The sequence below is a fragment of the Streptomyces sp. CRN 30 genome, assembly GCF_034105845.1.
This window is the reverse complement of the sequence record NZ_JAVRHI010000284.1, coordinates 1-16,948: the sequence shown is the minus strand read 5'-3', so window position 1 is coordinate 16,948 and position 16,948 is coordinate 1. Positions and strand designations below refer to the sequence as shown.

The 16,948-nt window shown below is 72.3% G+C and carries 18 protein-coding genes and 1 pseudogene; 5 read left to right on the top strand and 14 right to left on the bottom strand.

All coding sequences use genetic code 11. From position 1 onward, the window contains the following. Positions 1–1,305: serine/threonine-protein kinase (locus UW392_RS30470; protein WP_320778375.1), on the bottom strand; the 1,305-nt coding region annotated here is incomplete at its 3' end. Positions 1,306–1,518: 213 nt separating this feature from the next. Here UW392_RS30470 and UW392_RS30465 point away from each other — a divergent pair. The 3 genes and pseudogenes from UW392_RS30465 to UW392_RS30455 all read left to right on the top strand — a co-directional run. After that, positions 1,519–2,874: pseudogene (locus UW392_RS30465) on the top strand (aspartate aminotransferase family protein); the annotation flags it as partial. 221 nt (positions 2,875–3,095) lie between these two features. Then, a complete protein-coding gene (locus UW392_RS30460; RefSeq protein WP_320778374.1) occupies positions 3,096–3,797 on the top strand; it encodes a GntR family transcriptional regulator in 702 nt (233 codons plus the stop codon). Positions 3,798–4,067: 270 nt separating this feature from the next. After that, positions 4,068–4,718, top strand: a complete 651-nt coding sequence (locus tag UW392_RS30455; protein WP_320778373.1) for a hypothetical protein — start codon at positions 4,068–4,070, stop codon at positions 4,716–4,718. A gap of 65 nt (positions 4,719–4,783) precedes the next feature. Here UW392_RS30455 and UW392_RS30450 read toward each other — a convergent pair whose 3' ends face one another. Next, entirely contained in the window at positions 4,784–6,067 is a 1,284-nt protein-coding gene (locus UW392_RS30450; RefSeq protein ID WP_320778372.1) for an adenylosuccinate synthase, read from the bottom strand. 187 nt (positions 6,068–6,254) lie between these two features. On the opposite strand from UW392_RS30450, the gene UW392_RS30445 reads away from it, so the two are divergent. Then, positions 6,255–7,142, top strand: coding sequence for a diacylglycerol kinase (locus tag UW392_RS30445; protein ID WP_320778371.1), 888 nt, complete (start codon positions 6,255–6,257; stop codon positions 7,140–7,142). Between the two features lie 56 nt (positions 7,143–7,198). Here UW392_RS30445 and UW392_RS30440 read toward each other — a convergent pair whose 3' ends face one another. From UW392_RS30440 to UW392_RS30415, 6 genes are all read right to left on the bottom strand, one after another. Further along, positions 7,199–7,546: a hypothetical protein gene (locus tag UW392_RS30440; RefSeq protein ID WP_320778370.1), complete on the bottom strand. Its 348-nt coding sequence runs from the start codon at positions 7,544–7,546 to the stop codon at positions 7,199–7,201. Positions 7,547–7,658: 112 nt separating this feature from the next. Beyond that, positions 7,659–8,867 (bottom strand): cytochrome P450, encoded by a 1,209-nt coding sequence (locus UW392_RS30435; RefSeq protein ID WP_320778369.1) that lies wholly within the window; start codon positions 8,865–8,867, stop codon positions 7,659–7,661. Positions 8,868–8,876: 9 nt separating this feature from the next. Continuing rightward, complete coding sequence (locus UW392_RS30430) at positions 8,877–9,077, bottom strand: DUF397 domain-containing protein (RefSeq protein WP_320778368.1); 201 nt, start codon at positions 9,075–9,077, stop codon at positions 8,877–8,879. Further along, positions 9,064–9,267, bottom strand: coding sequence for a DUF397 domain-containing protein (locus UW392_RS30425; protein ID WP_320778367.1), 204 nt, complete (start codon positions 9,265–9,267; stop codon positions 9,064–9,066). The genes UW392_RS30430 and UW392_RS30425 overlap by 14 nt, the downstream gene beginning before the upstream one ends. Then, positions 9,254–9,469, bottom strand: coding sequence for a DUF397 domain-containing protein (locus UW392_RS30420; RefSeq protein WP_320778366.1), 216 nt, complete (start codon positions 9,467–9,469; stop codon positions 9,254–9,256). Before UW392_RS30420 ends, UW392_RS30425 begins: the two co-directional genes overlap by 14 nt. Before the next feature lie 8 nt (positions 9,470–9,477). Next, entirely contained in the window at positions 9,478–10,329 is an 852-nt protein-coding gene (locus UW392_RS30415) for a helix-turn-helix transcriptional regulator (RefSeq protein WP_320778365.1), read from the bottom strand. A 205-nt stretch (positions 10,330–10,534) separates the two neighbouring features. Between UW392_RS30415 and UW392_RS30410 the strand changes: the two genes are divergently transcribed. Continuing rightward, positions 10,535–10,966, top strand: coding sequence for an ATP-binding protein (locus UW392_RS30410; RefSeq protein ID WP_320778364.1), 432 nt, complete (start codon positions 10,535–10,537; stop codon positions 10,964–10,966). Here the strand turns inward: UW392_RS30410 and UW392_RS30405 are convergent. From UW392_RS30405 to UW392_RS30380, 6 genes are all read right to left on the bottom strand, one after another. Beyond that, positions 10,936–11,601 (bottom strand): response regulator transcription factor, encoded by a 666-nt coding sequence (locus tag UW392_RS30405; protein WP_320778363.1) that lies wholly within the window; start codon positions 11,599–11,601, stop codon positions 10,936–10,938. The two genes, UW392_RS30410 and UW392_RS30405, sit on opposite strands and share 31 nt — an antisense overlap. Then, positions 11,598–12,938: a sensor histidine kinase gene (locus UW392_RS30400; protein WP_320778362.1), complete on the bottom strand. Its 1,341-nt coding sequence runs from the start codon at positions 12,936–12,938 to the stop codon at positions 11,598–11,600. Before UW392_RS30400 ends, UW392_RS30405 begins: the two co-directional genes overlap by 4 nt. Before the next feature lie 88 nt (positions 12,939–13,026). Further along, positions 13,027–13,692 (bottom strand): response regulator transcription factor, encoded by a 666-nt coding sequence (locus UW392_RS30395; protein WP_320778361.1) that lies wholly within the window; start codon positions 13,690–13,692, stop codon positions 13,027–13,029. Continuing rightward, positions 13,689–15,029, bottom strand: coding sequence for a sensor histidine kinase (locus UW392_RS30390; protein WP_320778376.1), 1,341 nt, complete (start codon positions 15,027–15,029; stop codon positions 13,689–13,691). Before UW392_RS30390 ends, UW392_RS30395 begins: the two co-directional genes overlap by 4 nt. After that, entirely contained in the window at positions 15,029–16,219 is a 1,191-nt protein-coding gene (locus UW392_RS30385; protein ID WP_320778360.1) for an acyltransferase, read from the bottom strand. Before UW392_RS30385 ends, UW392_RS30390 begins: the two co-directional genes overlap by 1 nt. Further along, a partial coding sequence (locus UW392_RS30380) for an alpha/beta hydrolase (RefSeq protein ID WP_320778359.1) occupies positions 16,212–16,948 on the bottom strand: 737 nt, incomplete at its 5' end. The genes UW392_RS30385 and UW392_RS30380, both read right to left, overlap by 8 nt.

The following is a 16,948-nucleotide window of genomic DNA, read 5'->3' as shown; positions in this document are numbered from 1 at the left end:
GGAGCGCGACTGCGGCTGCGGCTGCGGCTGCGGCTGCGGGTAGCCGTATCCGGCGGGGGCGGGGGCAGGGGGTGGTGGGGTGGGTGTGCTCTCGCCCGCGACCATCGTGGGGAGGTGATTCACCGGCGTACCCGCGCCCGCCCCCGCCGCGCCGGCGCCGGGCTGCCCCGGCGGGGGCGGCCCGGCGGCTCCGGCCGCGGGGCCACCGGGCGCGCCAGGCATGGAGTCACGGGGTGCGCCGGCCCTCGGGCCGGGGACGGCCGGGCCCGGTGCGGTGGCTTCGCCGCCGGGTGGCGGCGCGTGGTTTGGGGACAGTGCCTCGCCGGCCGTCGGTGGCGGCGCGTGGTCCGGGGGCAGTGTCTCGCCGACCGTCGGCCTCGGACCGTCCGGGTCCTCCGTGTCCAGCAGCCGCACCGCGTGCCGCCCCAGCTGGGCCACCAGTGCCCCCGGCAGCCAGGGGTCGCGGGAGCGGCCGTCGGCGACGGTGTCCTCCGCGCCCGTGCGGGCCAGGACGGCGTCCAGGGAGGGGCGGGCCGCCGGGTCCTTGCGCAGACAGTCGCGGACCAGGTCGGCGATACCCTCCGGCACCCGGCTCAGCTCCGGTTCCTCCTGCGCGATGCGGAACATCAGGGCGTGCACACCGCTGTTGTCCGTGCCGAAGGGAAGGGCGCCGGTCGCGGCGTACGCGAGGACCGAGCCGAGGCAGAAGACGTCGCACGCGGGGGTGAGACGGTCGCCGCGGACCTGCTCGGGGGCCATGAAGCCGGGCGAGCCGACGAGCGCGCCGGTCCGCGTCAGGCCCCCGTCGGTCACGGTCTCCAGGGCCCGCGCGATGCCGAAGTCGATGACGCGGGGGCCGTCGATGGTGACCAGCACGTTGGACGGCTTGAGGTCGCGGTGGACGATCCCGGCGGCGTGGATGTCCTGGAGCGCATGGGCGAGCCCGGCCGCGAGGATGCGGACCGACCGCTCGGGCAGCGCGCCGTGGTCGTGCCCGACGACCTGCTGGAGGGTGGGCCCGGCGACGTACCCGGTGGCGACCCAGGGCACGGCGGCCTCGGTGTCGGCGTCGAGCACCGGCGCCGTCCAGTAGCCGCCGACCCGCCGGGCGGCCTCGACCTCCTGCCGGAACCGCTCCCGGAACTCCTCCCGCTCCGCGAGTTCCTCCCGGACCAGCTTCACCGCGACCGTGCGCCCCCGGTCGGACCGGGCCACGTACACGTGCCCCATGCCACCCGCACCGAGCCGCGCCAGCAGCCGGTAGACACCGATGCGCTGCGGGTCCCCCACCGCCAGCTTCTCCATCGTTGCGCCGCCTTCCCCCGAACGTGAGCAACAGCAACAGACCGAGGATAGTGGCGAGTTGGGTGCCGGACCGTCCTACGGCCTCGACGGTTCCGTAACAGCTCGTACCGGCGCGGGAACGGAACGTCGTCGACATCCTGTCGCGAAAGGGCCCGACGCGCGGACAGAACGCCCATGCCGGCCCGCTCCCCCCGCCGCCTACGCTCTCCCTCCATGACCCCTCTGCCTCAGCCCAGCCCCCGTGACGGTGCCGCCGTCAAGGCCGCCGACCGCGCTCATGTCTTCCACTCCTGGTCCGCGCAGGAACTCATCGATCCGCTCGCCGTCGCCGGGGCCGAGGGATCGTACTTCTGGGACTACGAGGGGAAGCGGTACCTCGACTTCGCCAGCGGTCTCGTCTTCACCAACATCGGCTACCAGCACCCGAAGGTCGTCGCCGCGATCCAGGAGCAGGCGGCGCGGATGACGACGTTCGCGCCCGCCTTCGCCGTTGAGGCACGGTCGGAGGCGGCGCGGATGGTCGCCGAGCGGACGCCCGGCGACCTGGACAAGATCTTCTTCACCAACGCGGGGGCGGACGCCGTCGAGCACGCGCTGCGGATGGCGCGGCTGCACACCGGCCGCCCGAAGGTGCTGTCGGCGTACCGCTCGTACCACGGCGGCACCCAGCAGGCCGTCAACGTCACCGGCGACCCGCGGCGCTGGGCGTCCGACACGGGGACCGCCGGGGTCGCGCGTTTCTGGGCGCCGTTCCTCTACCGGTCGCGCTTCTACGCCGAGACCGAGGAGCAGGAGTGCGCGCGGGCCCTGGAGCACCTGGAGACGACGATCGCCTTCGAGGGGCCGGACACCGTCGCCGCGGTGATCCTGGAGACGATCCCCGGGACCGCCGGGATCATGCCGCCGCCCGCCGGGTACCTCGCCGGGGTCCGGGAGATCTGCGACAGGTACGGCATCGTCTTCGTCCTGGACGAGGTCATGGCCGGGTTCGGGCGGACCGGTACGTGGTTCGCGGCGGACCTGTACGACGTGGTGCCCGACCTGCTGACCTTCGCCAAGGGCGTGAACTCCGGGTACGTGCCGCTCGGCGGTGTCGCCATCTCGCCGAAGATCGCGCAGACCTTCGCCGAGCGGCCGTACCCGGGCGGGCTCACGTACTCCGGGCACCCGCTGGCCTGCGCCGCCGCCGTCGCCACGATGGAGGTCATGGCCGAGGAGGGGATCGTGGAGAACGCGGCACGGCTCGGCGCCGACGTCCTCGGGCCCGCCCTGCGTGAGCTGGCCGCACGCCACCCGAGCGTCGGCGAGGTCCGCGGCACCGGCATGTTCTGGGCGCTGGAACTGGTGAAGGACCGGGCAACCCGGGAGCCGCTGGTGCCGTACAACGCCGTCGGCGCCGACAACACCCCGATGGCCGCCTTCGCCGCCTCCGCCAAGGCACACGGGCTGTGGCCGTTCGTGAACATGAACCGCACCCACGTCGTGCCGCCGTGCACCATCGGCGAGGCCGAGCTGAAGGAGGGGCTGGCGGCCCTCGACACCGCGCTGTCCGTGGCGGACCGGTACACCACGGCGGCCGGGCAGCCGGCGTCGGCGGCGGCCGGGCAGCCGGCGGCCGCACCCGCCGAGCACACCGCGTAGCCGCACGTCAGCGGCGGGTAGCGGCCCGTCCTCGGCAGGGCGGGGACGGGCCGCGAACGCGTAAGGTGGCGTGCTCGTACACATATTCGTGCGCGGCGGTCCGGACCTTCACGCGCACGCCGCCGCACGCGACGAGGAGACGCCCGACCATGCCCGGCCCCAGCGGCAACGGCGCCGTGACGCGCAGCACCCTGCGGCAGCAGATCGCCGACGCGCTCCGCGACGAGGTGCTGGCCGGGCGGCTCCAGCCGGGCCAGGAGTTCACCGTCAAGGAGATCGCCGAGCAGTACGGGGTCTCCGCGACGCCGGTCCGCGAGGCCCTGGTCGACCTCTCCGCGCAGGGGCTGCTCGACGCCGACCAGCACCGCGGCTTCCGCGTCCACGAGTACTCCTTCGCCGACTTCCGCGGCATGATCGAGGCCCGCCGCCTGGTCACCGACGGGATGTTCCAGGCGCTGGCCGCCGGGCTCGCGGACATCGCGCCCGGTGACGAGCAGCGGCTGACCGCGGCCCTCGCGGGCGTCCGGCGCCGCGGCGAGGAGGCGCAGCGCGCCGCCAACGCCGGTGACCTCACCGTGCTCATCGGCTACGACCTGCGGTTCTGGCGTGAACTCGGCGCCCTCTTCGGCAACGCCTACCTCTCCGACTTCCTGCACCGGCTGCGCGTGCAGAGCTGGGTCTGCACGGTGCAGCACCTGCGCCGCCTCGCGGACCTCCGCGGCGCCCTGTGGTCCGGGCACACCGAACTGGTCGACGCGCTCGTCGGCCGCGACGCCGAGACCGCCCGCGCGCTCGTCACCGCGTACAACACGCACTCGCTCACCCTCATCGAACGCCTCACCGGCGGATGACCCGCACGCGCCACCGGCGGACGCCCCGCCCGCCTCACCGGCGGATGGCCCGCACGCGCCACCGGCGGACGTCCCGCCCGCCTCACCGGCGGATGGCCGGAGCGCACCACGGCGCGCGGACCGTCGGCGCACCACCGCGTCGGGGGCGCGCACATGGGTATGGGTTGTGCACGGGGGTCCCGCGGGGGGAGCCGCCCTCCCGCCGCACCGACTACCCTTCCCTGACCAACACCGTGCCGAGTACCACCGTGCTGTGTGAGGAGCCCTCTTTTGGCCTGTGACCTGTGGCTGGTACCGCTCGTCGACATCTTGTGCCACACCCCGGACAATCCCTTCGCCGAGGAACTAGCGCAGTACGACAAGGTGCTCGCCGAGGCCGGGCTGCCGCCCGTGCCGGTCTTCCCGTACATGCCGGGTCTCTCCGGTGAGGTCGCGCCGGTCGCCGGTTTCGACTACGACGCCCTGCACTTCCTGCGCCGCGCGCACCTGCTGGGGCTGTGCGGCCTGCCGGTGACGCCGGTCGACGAACTGGGCGGCGACTACGAGCAGTTGCTGGAGATGTTCGAGACGACGGCCCAGCAGTCGCATCTGGTCTGGCACTACGACCACGCGGGCGCGTACGTCCCCGTGGACTTCCCGCACCCCCTGGCCAACGACGAACTCCTCGCCGGCGGCGGCCCGCTCGGCTCCTCCCACGCCCTGCTGCGCGAACTGGAGTCCGTGGCCCCGGCCCTCGGCATCGACCCCGCCAATCCCCCGGCGGCCCCGGTGCCGCCCACCGGTCCGACGGAGCTGGAGGAGCGCGCGGCCCCGGCGCCGTACGACCCCAGCCCCTTCGCGCGCGAGCGGCACGTGTGGCTGGGCCTGCACGCGGCGGCGACGCGCAGTCTGGCGCAGGGTTCGATGATCGTCTTCAGCTGACCGGTCACGACTGTCCGGTCACGACTGTCCGGTGACTACACCGGACAGCCGTCCCGGGACCGGGCTCAGAGGAACGAGTTGATCTCGATCGTCTCGTCCCGGCCCGGACCCACGCCGATCGCGGAGATCGGGGCGCCGGACATCTCCTCCAGGGCCTTGACGTACTGCTGCGCGTTCTTCGGCAGGTCGTCGAAGGACTTGGCCTTGGTGATGTCCTCGGACCAGCCGGGGAGCGTCTCGTAGACCGGCTTCGCGTGGTGGAAGTCGGACTGCGAGTACGGCAGCTCCTCGACGCGCTTGCCGTCGATCTCGTACGCGACGCAGACCGGGATCTGCTCCCAGCCGGTCAGGACGTCCAGCTTGGTGAGGAAGAAGTCCGTCAGGCCGTTCACGCGCGTCGCGTAACGGGCGATCACCGCGTCGAACCAGCCGCAGCGGCGGTCCCGGCCGGTGGTCACACCGCGCTCGCCGCCGATGCGGCGCAGCGCCTCGCCGTCCTCGTCGAACAGCTCCGTCGGGAACGGGCCGGCGCCGACGCGGGTCGTGTACGCCTTGAGGATGCCGATGACCCGGCTGATCTTCGTCGGGCCCACGCCGGCACCGGTGCAGGCACCGCCGGCGGTCGGGTTCGACGAGGTCACGAAGGGGTACGTGCCGTGGTCGATGTCGAGCAGCGTGCCCTGGCCGCCCTCGAAGAGGACCACCTTGTCGTCCTCAAGGGCCTGGTTCAGAAGCAGGACCGTGTCGGCGACGTACGGGCGCAGCTTCTCCGCGTACTGCAGCAGCTCCTCCACGACCTGGCCGGTGGCGATGGCCCGGCGGTTGTAGAGCTTGGTGAGCATCTGGTTCTTGACGTCGAGCGCCGCCTCGACCTTCTGGGTGAGGATCGACTCGTCGTAGAGGTCCTGCACCCGGATGCCGACCCGGTTGATCTTGTCGGCGTAGGTCGGGCCGATGCCGCGGCCGGTGGTGCCGATCTTGCGCTTGCCCAGGAAGCGCTCGGTCACCTTGTCGACGGTGACGTTGTACGGCGTGATGATGTGAGCATTGCCGCTGATCAGGAGCTTCGACGTGTCGACGCCTCGCTCGTTCAGCCCGCTCAGCTCGGAGAACAGGACCGACGGGTCGATGACGACACCGTTGCCGATGACCGGCGTGCAGCCGGGGGAGAGAATCCCGGAAGGGAGCAGATGCAGGGCGTACTTCTGGTCGCCCACGACCACCGTGTGGCCGGCGTTGTTGCCGCCCTGGTAGCGCACCACATAGTCGACGGATCCGCCGAGCAGGTCCGTCGCCTTTCCCTTGCCTTCGTCACCCCACTGAGCACCGAGCAGCACAAGTGCGGGCACGCGCGTACACCCCTTCCGGGCGGGGCATGTCCAAGGTCGAGGGCGAACGCGAAAGGGTTCGATGCCGCGTGCACCGCGACCGTCGTCGGCCGCCAACCGTCGGACCGGGTGCCCCGGTATAGACGAAGCCCCTGGCGCAATAGCGCAAGGGGCTCTTGCACAAAGATGCTACCCGAGGAAGCGAGGCATGGCCGAGGTGGCGACTTCCGCGACATCATCCGCGACGCCCGATCAGCTTCTGGTGGTCGTCGATCCGGCTGCCCGGCAGGTGGACGGCGAGTCGGTCCGGATCGCGAAAGACGTGCTCAGAGCGGGTGCGACGCACACGAAGGTCTGTCTGCCGGAGGGCCCGGAGGAGTTCGCCCGGGTGCTCGGCCGACGGGGGTCGCGGCGTCCGGTCGTGGTCGGCGACGACCGGGCGCTGCTGCGCACCGTGGCCCTGCTGCACCGCCACCGCGAGCTGGCCGGTTGCGCGCTGTCCCTGGTGCCGGTCGGCCCGGAGCAGGAGCTGTCCCGCGCCCTCGGGGTGCCCTCAGGGGCGGTGGCCGCGGCGCGGGCGGTGCTGGACGGCTCCGAGCGGCGCCTGGACCTCCTCGTCGACGACAGCGACGGCGTGGTGCTCGGCGCGGTGGGCATCCCGCCGCTGGGCCCGGCGGACCCGGGCGGCACCGGGGCGGAGGACCCCCGGGAGGGGAAGCACGCGGTACGGCCCTGGCTGCGGACCTGCCAGTCCTTCGTACGGACGCTGGCGGCCTCCCGCGGCGCGCGGCCCGGCCCGGTGAACGGCGGCGGACCGGCGCGGCTGCGGGTGGAGGTCGACGGGGTGACGCTGGTCGACCTGGACCAGCCGGTCGAGGCGGTGTCGCTGGTGCCGGGAGCGCCCGGGGTGGCCGAGGTGGAGGTGCGGCCGGTGTCGGTCGGCGCGGAGGCGTCCCCGCTGCTCGCGGCGGGCCGGAGCGTGACCGTCTCGGGCGCGCACTTCCGCTACCGGGCGGACGCGGTGGTCTCCGGCCCGGTGGGCACTCGGACGTGGCACGTGCGGGAAGGGGCGTGGGCGCTGACGCTGCCCGGGTGAGGAGGGTCGGGCGGAACCCGGTCCGGCCCTGGGCGGGACCGGGCCGGGAGACGGTGTCAGCCCGCCGTGTTGGTGGCCCAGATGGGCCGGCCCGAGACGTACAGGCAGACGTTGCAGTCGTCCTGCACCACGAGGACGGCGCCGTAGTTGCCGTTGGTGTTGGAGGCCCATACGGGCTTGTCGCCCTCGGCGTAGACGACGAGGTTGCCGTCGTCCTGCATGACCGCGTACTGGCCCGACGGGTAGGAGCCCGCGCCCTGCCAGGCCGCCTTGTTGTCCTTGTACAGGACGAAGTTGCCGTCCTCCTGCAGCCGCAGGACGGCACGGCCGTTGCCCGAGGTCCAGGCCTGGTTGCGGTAGATCTTCGCCTGCGGCGTGCCGGGGCGGAACTCGGCGTTGCTCATACAGAGCCCTCCGGAATCTTTCGCTGGAAGCGTGAGGGAAGGGTCCGCGGACAGCGTCAGAGTGCGCCGGAACCGTGGCCTCGGCACGACGGGAACCGGCCATAGCCCGAGGTCACCCCAGCCGCACCGGCAGTCCTTCCAGGCCCCGGATGACGAAGTTCGGCTTGCGTTCCGGTTCCGCGGCGAGTTCCAGCCCCGGGGCCCTTTCGAGCAGCGCCCGCATGGACGCCGCCAGCTCGATACGGGCCAGGGGGGCGCCGATGCAGTAGTGGATGCCGGCGCTGAAGGAGATGTGCGGGTTGTCGCGGCGGGTCAGGTCGAGGCGGGTGGGGTCGGTGAAGACCGTCTCGTCATGGTTGGCGGAGCCGAAGAGCATCGCGATCTCCGCGCCCCTCGGGACTGTCGTCCCGTCGATCTCGATGTCGTCCAGCACCCACCGTTCGAAGAGCTGGAGCGGGGTGTCGTAGCGCATCAGCTCCTCGACGGCGGTGGGCACGAGGGAGTGGTCGGCGCGGAGCGCGGCGAGCTGGTCGGGGTTGCGGAACAGGGCCAGCCAGCCGTTGACGGTCGAGTTCACCGTCGCCTCGTGACCGGCGTTGAGCAGCAGCACGCAGGTCGAGATCATCTCCTGCTCGGTGAGACGGTCGTCGTCCTCATCGTGCGCGGCGATCAGCCCCGAGATCAGGTCGTCGCCGGGTTCCTTGCGGCGGGCGGCGATCAGGTCGCGCAGGTACGCGGTGAACTCGACGGAGGCGCGTACCGCCCGCGTCGCCGTCTCCTCGGAGGGGTTCAGCTCGTACATGCCGCAGATGTCGGCCGACCAGGGCCGCAGCGGGGCCCGGTCGCTCTCCGGGATGCCGAGCATCTCGGCGATGACCGCGACGGGGAGCGGCTCGGCGACGTCGGTGAGCAGATCGCCGCCGCCGTTCGCGACGAGACGGTCGACGAGGTCGCCGGCCAGCCCGTCCACGTACGGCTGGAGCCGCTCGACCGTGCGCGGCGTGAACGCCTTCGAGACGAGGCGCCGGATGCGGGTGTGGTCCGGCGCCTCCAGATCCAGCATGCCGTGGTCGTTGAGGGTGTGGAACGGCTCGTGCGCGGGGTCGGGCGGGGTCCGCCCGAACTCCTCGTGCGTGTACCGGTGCGTGTACGTCCGCCCCAGGCGGCGGTCCCTCAGCAGGGCGGAGACGTCCGCGTGGTGCGGGACGAGCCACTGGTCGGTGGGCTCGTAGTAGAGCACCCGGCCCTGCGCACGGAGTGCGGCGTAGGCGGGGTAGGGGTCGGCGAGGAACGCCGGGTCCCAGGGGTCGAAGGCGGTCATGCGGCGACGCTAACGCGGGGTGTTCGCCTCTGACCAGGGGTGCCGTTTCAGGCCCTCGACGAGGGCGGTGAAGGCGGGGGTGGGGAAGGAGAGGGTGGCCCTTACCGGGGCCTTGGAGTCGCGGACCGCGACCAGTTCGGCCAGGGGAGCGATCTCGACGCAGGTGTTGCCCTCACCACCGCCGGAGTATGTCGACTTACGCCATTGCATCACGGCTCCTCCGCTCGGAGTCCCGCTTCACGGACTCCACGAAAATCACGAACGACGAGGCACGGACCGAGAGCATGACACGATCTGGTGCCTTGGAGTCGCGGATGGCTACGCGGGTGGCCGACCCCGCGATCTCAACACAGGAGTTACCTTCACCGCCGCCAGAGTACGTGGATTTACGCCAATCCATCGTGACTCCCCCGCCCGAGATCATGCTTCACGGCCTCGACGAAGGAAGCGAAGGAAGCGGCGGGAATGCGGAGGGTGGCCCTTGCAGGGGCCTTGGAGTCGCGGACGGCTATGTGAGTGTCCGACTCCGCGATCTCGACGCAGGTATCACCGTCGCCGCCACCGGAGTACGTGGACTTACGCCAACGCACGGCTTCCGTCATGTCTCGCCTCACAGTTCCTTCGCCAAACGGTGGATGAAATTCCGCGACGCGGTCGGAGCCAACGACGCCCTCTGCATTCTAGAAAACAGCGTTCGCAACTGCTGTAGCTGCGCGTCGGCGTCGATGAAGGCAACGCCGGTGGGAGCGTCCCGAAGGCAGGTGTCCAACTGAGGCATCGGTCCCCCCGCGTACATCATCGAAATTCCCGCACCGCCGAAGCCGTCTCGATCGAATGGAATGACCCTCACGGTGGCGTGGCCTCGCTCGATCTGATCAAGAATCTCTTGCAGCTGAGCCCGAGAGACATCTCGGTCCGCCACGCGAACACGGAGTGCGCACTCGTGGATCAGAGTCTCGTACGGCGTCACGCGCTCACCAACGAGCACTGAACGGCGCTTCATCCGATGTTCCACACGAGGAGCCAGCTCGCTCTCAGGCAGGCCGGGATGCACATACGCATACACAGCGCGGGCGTAGTCAACGGTCTGCAACAGGCCGGGCACATGCGTGACTACGGTTTCTCGCAGGAACGTTGCGTGGTGCTCAGTCTCAGCAGTGTCCTGAAACACCGGCGGCAGAACTCCCCGGTACTCCTCCCACCAACCACGCGTACGGTCCGTCGCCATAGCGACAAGAGCGTCCACGTACGCCTCGTCCGTGCAGGCGTAGTGGGCCGCGAGTCGACGCACTCGTTCCTCGCTGACCCCGGCGAAGCCCAGTTCCATCTGACTGATCTGGGTGGAGGTCGAGTTGAGCAGGCCGGCTACCTCGCGGGCTTTCAGCCCAGCCGCCTCACGCAAGCGCCGTAGCTCCGTCCCCAGACGCACCTGTCGCTTGGTGGCGTGGCTCCTCAGCGGCATCCGTCCCCCTCAACGCGTGCTCTTTCGAGTGCCAGAGTACGGCAACCTGTTGCTCTGGCGACATTTGTTGCCCTACCTTCAGTGACGCAACGCACACACCTCGACACCTCGGGGCGCCGGAAGTGCACCGCTCTGTCCTGCCATGACCGTAGCGACACCGCCACCGGGCTCCTCACTTCCTCCCTGCTCTCCTCAGGAGTCAGCCATGCCCGAAAATGAGTCCGAACCCTGGGAGTACTCCCTCTACATCCCCAACGACCACCGGGCCGTCACCGTCAGTCGGCGGACTCTTCGGCTCATCCTCACCGTTCATGGGCTGATCCGCCTCGTCGACGTCGCCGAGTTGCTCGCGGCGGAGTTGGTGACCAATGCCGTTCTGCACACGAAGGGGCCCGCCGCTCTGCGGGTGTGCTGGTCGGGGCGGGTGTTGCGGATCGGGGCCTGGGACACCGATCCCGAGCCGCCGCCCGCACGGACCGACGCGGCCGGAGTCGACGCCGAGGACGGCAGAGGGCTTGCCCTCGTCCGGGCCTGTTCCGACCTGTGGGGGTGGCAGCCGCTGTCCCGGTTCGGGAATCGGGGGAAGTACGTGTGGTGCGAGCTGGGTCAGCCAGGGGTGACCAGCCTCGCCTCGTAGGCGAAGACCGCCGCCTGCGTGCGGTCGCGCAGGCCCAGCTTGACCAGGACGCGGCTGACGTGGGTCTTGATGGTCGACTCCGCCACCACCAGCCGCTCGGCGATCTCCGCGTTGGACAGTCCCTGCGCGATCAGCACCAGGACCTCCGTCTCGCGGTCGGTGAGGTCGCCGTAGGCCGCGTGCGCCGCCGGCATCATGCGCGGGACCTCGACCAGCTTCGAGAACTCGGTGATCAGACGGCGGGTGACGGACGGGGCCAGCAGCGCCTCACCCGACGCCACCACTCGTACCCCGTCCGCGAGTTGGCGGGCCGACGCGTCCTTCAGGAGGAACCCCGACGCTCCCGCGCGCAGCGCCTGGTACACGTACTCGTCGAGGTCGAAGGTGGTGAGGACCAGCACCTTCGAGGCGGTGTCGGAGGCGACGATCTCTCGCGTCGCCTCGATACCGTTCAGTTCCGGCATGCGGATGTCCATCAGGACGACGTCCGGGGTCAGTTCCCGGACCTTCTCCACGGCCTCCCGGCCGTTGACCGCCTCGCCCACCACCTCGATGTCCGGCATCGCGTTGAGGAGGACGGAGAAACCCTCGCGGACCATCATCTGGTCGTCGGCGATCAGTACGCGGATCGTCATGCGTCACCCTTGTCGTCCACGTCGTCGACCCGGGCCACGGGCAGGAACACCGCCACCTCGTAGCCGCCGTCGTCCGTCACTCCGGCCGTCATCTCACCGTTCAGCATCGACACCCGCTCCCGCATCCCGGTCACGCCGTGTCCGGCGCCCGGGGACGGCTTGACCAGGGACGTCGCGGGCACCGGGCCGTTGACCACGCGCAGGCCCAGGCCGCCGAGGACGTACGCCACCTCCACCCGCGCACTCGCGCCCGGCGCGTGCCGCAACGTGTTGCTCAGCGCCTCCTGCACGATCCGGTACGCCGACAGCTCCACACCGGGCGGCAGTTCCCGTACCGCGCCCGTCGTCGTCCTCGTGACGTCCAGGCCGGTGTCGCGGACGTTGGCCAGCAGCGCCTCCAGGTCGGCGAGGGTCGGCTGCGGGGCGTCGGGCGCTTCGTAGTCCTCCGCGCGGACCACTCCGAGGACCCGGCGGAGTTCCGTCAGCGCCGCCACCGCGTTCTCGCGGATCGTGGCGAACGCCCGCTCCAGCTCCGGCGGCGGGTTCTCCACCCGGTACGGCGCCGCCTCCGCCTGGATGGCGACCACCGACATGTGGTGCGCGACGACGTCGTGCAGTTCGCGGGCGATGGTGGTGCGCTCCTCAAGGAGCGTGCGACGGGAGCGTTCGTGGGCCGTCACCGTCCGCTCGGCGGTCACCTCCTGCACGGCCTCGCGGCGGACCTGCCGCATGGCGACCACCAGGAGGACGAGGGCAGCGACGACCATCAGCGGACCGCTGTTGGAGTTGTAGTAGTTCCTGCCGAGCAACGTGTCCGCGCCGACGCTGTAGAAGGCGGTGAGCAGCCACATCCAGGCCGCCGTACGCGGCCGGGTGCGCAGCGCCACCACCGTCAGCACGATCAGGTGGGAGGCGAAACTCCCGGGCGACCAGGGCCATCCGTCCCATGCCTCGGCGAACAGCACGGTGACCGGCGCCGCCGCCAGCGACACCCAGAACGCGCCGACGGGCCGTACGAGGGTGAGTACGACGGGGATCAGGGCGAGCGCGGCGTTCAGCGACTCCGTGACGCCGCCGCTGGTCGTCCCGCCGTAGGAGACCGCCATGGCGAGCAGCCCGGCCAGGACCACGACGGCGTGCGGGGTCCACTCCGCGTACTCCCGCAGCCGCCCCGGCAGCCTGCGGGCGAACGCGCCGTCGGTACGCGCGCGGGGCAGCGGACGGTAGGCGAAGGCGTCGTGTATCAGGTCCTGCCGCAGCCCGCGCAGGGCGCTCGCGGCGAACCTCGCCTCCGGGCTGCCCGGCGGCGAGGACGGTGTCTGGGTCGTCTCGGTCACGTACGAAACCGTAGGGGGACGGCCGCCGTCCCGTCGTCCGCAGCGAGGACGGTCCTCACGGGTCCGTCTCAGGTACTACCCGCCCCCGTCAGTATCCGGAGGGCCGGACCAGCCCGCACTCGTACGCGTAGACCGCCGCCTGCGTGCGGTCCCGCAGGCCCAGCTTGACCAGGATGCGGCCCACGTGCGTCTTCACCGTCTGCTCGGCGACGACCAGCCGCACGGCGATCTCCGCGTTCGACAGTCCCTCCGCGATCAGCGCCAGCACCTCCGTCTCCCGCTCGGTCAGGTCGCCGACGCGGTCCTTCAGCGGGGTGCGGGGGCGCTCCCGCAGCCGGGAGAACTCGGTGATCAGGCGCCGGGTGATGTTCGGCGCGAGCAGCGCGTCCCCGGCGGCGACCACCCGGACCGCCTCGGCGAGCTGGTCGGCGGAGGCGTCCTTCAGGAGGAAGCCGGAGGCGCCCGCGTGCAGTGCCTCGTAGACGTACTCGTCGAGGTCGAAGGTGGTCAGCACCAGGACGCGGATGCCGGGGTGCGTCCGGGTGATGCGGCGGGTGGCCTCGATGCCGCCCAGCTCCGGCATGCGGATGTCCATCAGGACGACGTCCGGGGCGAGCGCGGCGACCTGGGCGACCGCGTCCAGGCCGTTCACCGCCTGACCGGTCACCTCGATGTCCGGCTGGGCGTTCAGCAGCACGGTGAACCCCTGGCGGACCATCTGCTGGTCGTCGGCGATCAGTACCCGGATCGTCATGCGTCGTCCTCGGTGGTCGGGTGGGCGGAGGTGTCGGTGCCGTCCGCCGGCAGGAACGCGGCGACCTCGTAGCCACCGTCCGGCAGCGCGTGCGCGGTCAGGGTGCCGCCGAGCATCGCCGCCCGCTCCCGCATGCCGAGCAGGCCGTGCCCGGCGCCCGGCGACGGCGGCGAGGGGCGGTCCGGGCGGGAGTTGACGACCTCCACGCGCAGGCCGCCCGGGAGGTGGGCCAGCCGCACCCGGGCCGTCGCGCCGGGCGCGTGCCGCAGGACGTTGCTCAGCGCCTCCTGCGCGATCCGGTACGCCGACAGCTCCACGCCGGGGGTCAGCGGGCGCCGCTCGCCGCGCACCTCGACGGTCACCGTCAGACCGGCGGCCCGGGTGTTCTCCACCAGCGCGTCGAGCCGGTCGAGGGTGGGCTGCGGGGTGTGCGAGGCGGGGTCCGTGGTGCCGGGGCCGCCGGGCGCCTCCGAGCGGAGCACACCGAGGACCCGGCGCAGCTCGGTCAGCGCCTCCAGCGCGTTCTCCCGGATACCGGCGAGGTTCTCCCTCAGCTCGTCCGGCGGGTTCTCGACGAGGTGCGGGGCGACCTGCGCCTGGATGGAGATGACGGACATGTGGTGGGCGACCACGTCGTGCAGCTCGCGGGCGATGCGGCTGCGCTCTTCGAGGACCGTGCGGCGGGCCCGCTCCTCGGCGGTCAGCGTCGTCTGCTCGGCGAGTGCCGCACGGGCCTCACGGCGCCCGCGCAGGGCCGTGCCGAGCACCACGACGGCCGCCGACACGGCGATCGCCACCACGGCGGTCGACTGGTGTTCACGGTCCCCCCAGACGCCCTCGCAGAACCAGGTCACCAGGGCCGTCAGCGCCAACGCCTCGGCGGCGACGCGGGTACGGACCCGCAGCGCGAGGAGGAGCAGGACGAAGACCTGGGCGACGAGACCGGCAGGCGTCCACGGCCAGGTGAACCCCACGGCCGTACCGCCGGGCCTCAGTGACTCCAGCAGGATCACCGCGCCCACGGCCGAGGCTGTCGTCGACAGCCACCACGCGGGGACCGGCCGCCACAGCGCCAGGACCATGGCGCCGCTCTGGCACGCGACGATCAGGAACGCGCCCCCGAAGCCCTGCCCCGCGCTGTCCTGGAGGTGCCCCAGCCCGCCCGTCAGCACCCCGAAGGCCGACATGCACACGACAGCGTGCGGCAGCCACCGCAGCCACACGGAGGGCGGCAGCGGATCCGCCCGCACCGTCCACAGATCCTCGCGCAGCACACCGAGACCGCGCCGGACGCGGCCGACGGCACGGTCCGCGACGCGTCCCCTCCCCCACCGCATCACGCGTCCACCCTAGAACGTGCCGCCCGCGGCGTCTCCGCCGTGGACACCCGCACGGCAGGCGAACGGTGGCGCCTGGGCCTCCCGCGCTCGACGGCGCCGAACGCCGCCACGCAGCCGCCCAGCACCACCGCGAACACCGGCAGCCACCCCACCCGCGCCGCGATCCAGACCGCGCCGTCGGGACGGGTGTGCAGACCGGGCAGGCGGCCCGCGAGGAGACCGGTGGCCGTGGTCGCCATCAGGGCCGTCTGGTGCCAGAGGAAGACCGTCATCGCGGAGAGATTGGTGAGCGCTACCCCCGCCCACACCGTCGGCCGCCGCATCGCCCGGCGCAGCGGCCCCCGCAGCAGCAGCGCCGCACCGCACTGGGCGAGGCCGAAGGTGACGGCGGCCAGCGTCGGCGGGTTCAGGTTGGACACCGGTGCGCCCGGGACGCCGACCATCGAGGCGGGGTAGCCCGCCCAGGCCACGAGCGCCGCCGTGACCGCCGTACCGCCCAGCAGGAGCAGCACTCCAGCGCGGCGGCGCTCCAGTTCGCCGCGCGCCCAGGCCGCGCCGAGGGCGTACGGCACCAGCCAGCCCGCCGCCAGGTTGATCCAGCCCAGCCAGGCGGGGGCGCCGAGCCCGAACCGCAGCAGGTCCACGTGGAGGACGACGGCCAGCGGCCACAGCGGGTGCAGCCGGGCCAGCAGCGGCGTCGCCGCCGTCAGCGCGGCGAAGACCAGCAGGAACCACAGCGGGGAGAGGGCCAGTTTCACCAGCGTGCGGACGGTCACCGGGTCCGCGCCGGTCAGCAGGAGCAGGACGGTCACCACCGTCCACAGCGCGAGGACGGCCCCGACGGGCCGGAACAGCCGGGCCGTACGGGCGGTCAGCCAGCGTCCGTAGGACGTGCGGCGGGCACGGGCGGCGGCGTGGGACCGGGTGGCGACGTAGCCGCCGACCAGGAAGAACACCGCGAGGGTCTGCAACACCCAGGAGACCGGCGCCAGTCGGGGCAGCTCCCCCAGGGGGCTCGCCGCGCGCAGGGCGGTGGAGTCGGTGACCAGCGCCGTCACCAGCCAGTGGCCGAGGACGACGCCGAGGATCGCGGCGGCGCGCAGGGCGTCCACGGCGCGGTCCCGGCCGGCGGGGGTGGCGGCGTCGATCCGCGCGCGGAACCCGCCCGGTGCGGCCGGCTCAGTCATGGGTCACCTCCGTGACGCGGCCCAGCACGATCCGGGCGAGGTTCGCCAGGGACGGGGACGCGGGGTCGAAGTAGTCGCTGTGGCCGCCGTCCCCGGCCGCGAAGACCCGCGCCCCGTAGGCCGGGGAGAGCGGGTCGGTGCCGAAGCCGACGGTGGTGCCGAACAGGTCGGCGCTGACGTGCGGGACGTCCGCGATCCAGTCGCCGGTGGAGCGCGCCGCCCAGATCCGGGCGCCGGAGCGCAGACCGGCGGCGGTGTCGGCGCCGGTGCCGGGGCTGCCGAGGAACACGATGTCGGAGACACCCGGGCCGTCGGCCGCGCGGGCGCACACGACCGTGCCGTAGGAGTGGCAGAGGAGGGAGACGCGGGCGCCGGGGGCCGTCACCCCGCGCAGCGCGGCGACGAACGCGCGCAGCTCCGGCGCGGCCTCCTCCGCGCGGCCCGTCGTGGTGACCGCGGTGCTGACCGTGCCCGGTGTCTCGTACCCCAGCCAGGCCACGACCGCGGTGGGCACGTCGCCGTCCCGCACGAGCCGGTCGCGCAGGGCGAGCGCGCCCGCGCGGAAACGGCCGTAGGTGTCGATGCCCGTGTCCGAGCCGGGGACGAGGACGGCGACCCGTTCGGCGCGGGCGAGGTCGCCGAAGACCTCGGTGACCCGGCCCGTGCCCCGGCCGTCGAAGGCGAGCAGCCGCCGCGAGGGGCCGGCCAGCGCGCGGTCGGCGGCGGCCC

Excerpts from the sequence above, each read along its gene's own strand:
- UW392_RS30410 (WP_320778364.1), top strand. The coding sequence starts at position 10,535 with ATGCCCGAAAATGAGTCCGAACCCTGGGAGTACTCCCTCTACATCCCC.
- UW392_RS30460 (WP_320778374.1), top strand. The coding sequence starts at position 3,096 with ATGCCCGGCCCCAGCGGCAACGGCGCCGTGACGCGCAGCACCCTGCGG.
- UW392_RS30435 (WP_320778369.1), bottom strand. The coding sequence starts at position 8,867 with ATGACCGCCTTCGACCCCTGGGACCCGGCGTTCCTCGCCGACCCCTAC.
- UW392_RS30405 (WP_320778363.1), bottom strand. The coding sequence starts at position 11,601 with ATGACGATCCGCGTACTGATCGCCGACGACCAGATGATGGTCCGCGAG.
- UW392_RS30445 (WP_320778371.1), top strand. The coding sequence starts at position 6,255 with ATGGCCGAGGTGGCGACTTCCGCGACATCATCCGCGACGCCCGATCAG.
- UW392_RS30430 (WP_320778368.1), bottom strand. The coding sequence starts at position 9,077 with ATGCAATGGCGTAAGTCGACATACTCCGGCGGTGGTGAGGGCAACACC.
- UW392_RS30425 (WP_320778367.1), bottom strand. The coding sequence starts at position 9,267 with ATGGATTGGCGTAAATCCACGTACTCTGGCGGCGGTGAAGGTAACTCC.
- UW392_RS30390 (WP_320778376.1), bottom strand. The coding sequence starts at position 15,029 with ATGCGGTGGGGGAGGGGACGCGTCGCGGACCGTGCCGTCGGCCGCGTC.
- UW392_RS30420 (WP_320778366.1), bottom strand. The coding sequence starts at position 9,469 with ATGACGGAAGCCGTGCGTTGGCGTAAGTCCACGTACTCCGGTGGCGGC.
- UW392_RS30395 (WP_320778361.1), bottom strand. The coding sequence starts at position 13,692 with ATGACGATCCGGGTACTGATCGCCGACGACCAGCAGATGGTCCGCCAG.
- UW392_RS30440 (WP_320778370.1), bottom strand. The coding sequence starts at position 7,546 with ATGAGCAACGCCGAGTTCCGCCCCGGCACGCCGCAGGCGAAGATCTAC.
- UW392_RS30415 (WP_320778365.1), bottom strand. The coding sequence starts at position 10,329 with ATGCCGCTGAGGAGCCACGCCACCAAGCGACAGGTGCGTCTGGGGACG.
- UW392_RS30385 (WP_320778360.1), bottom strand. The coding sequence starts at position 16,219 with ATGACTGAGCCGGCCGCACCGGGCGGGTTCCGCGCGCGGATCGACGCC.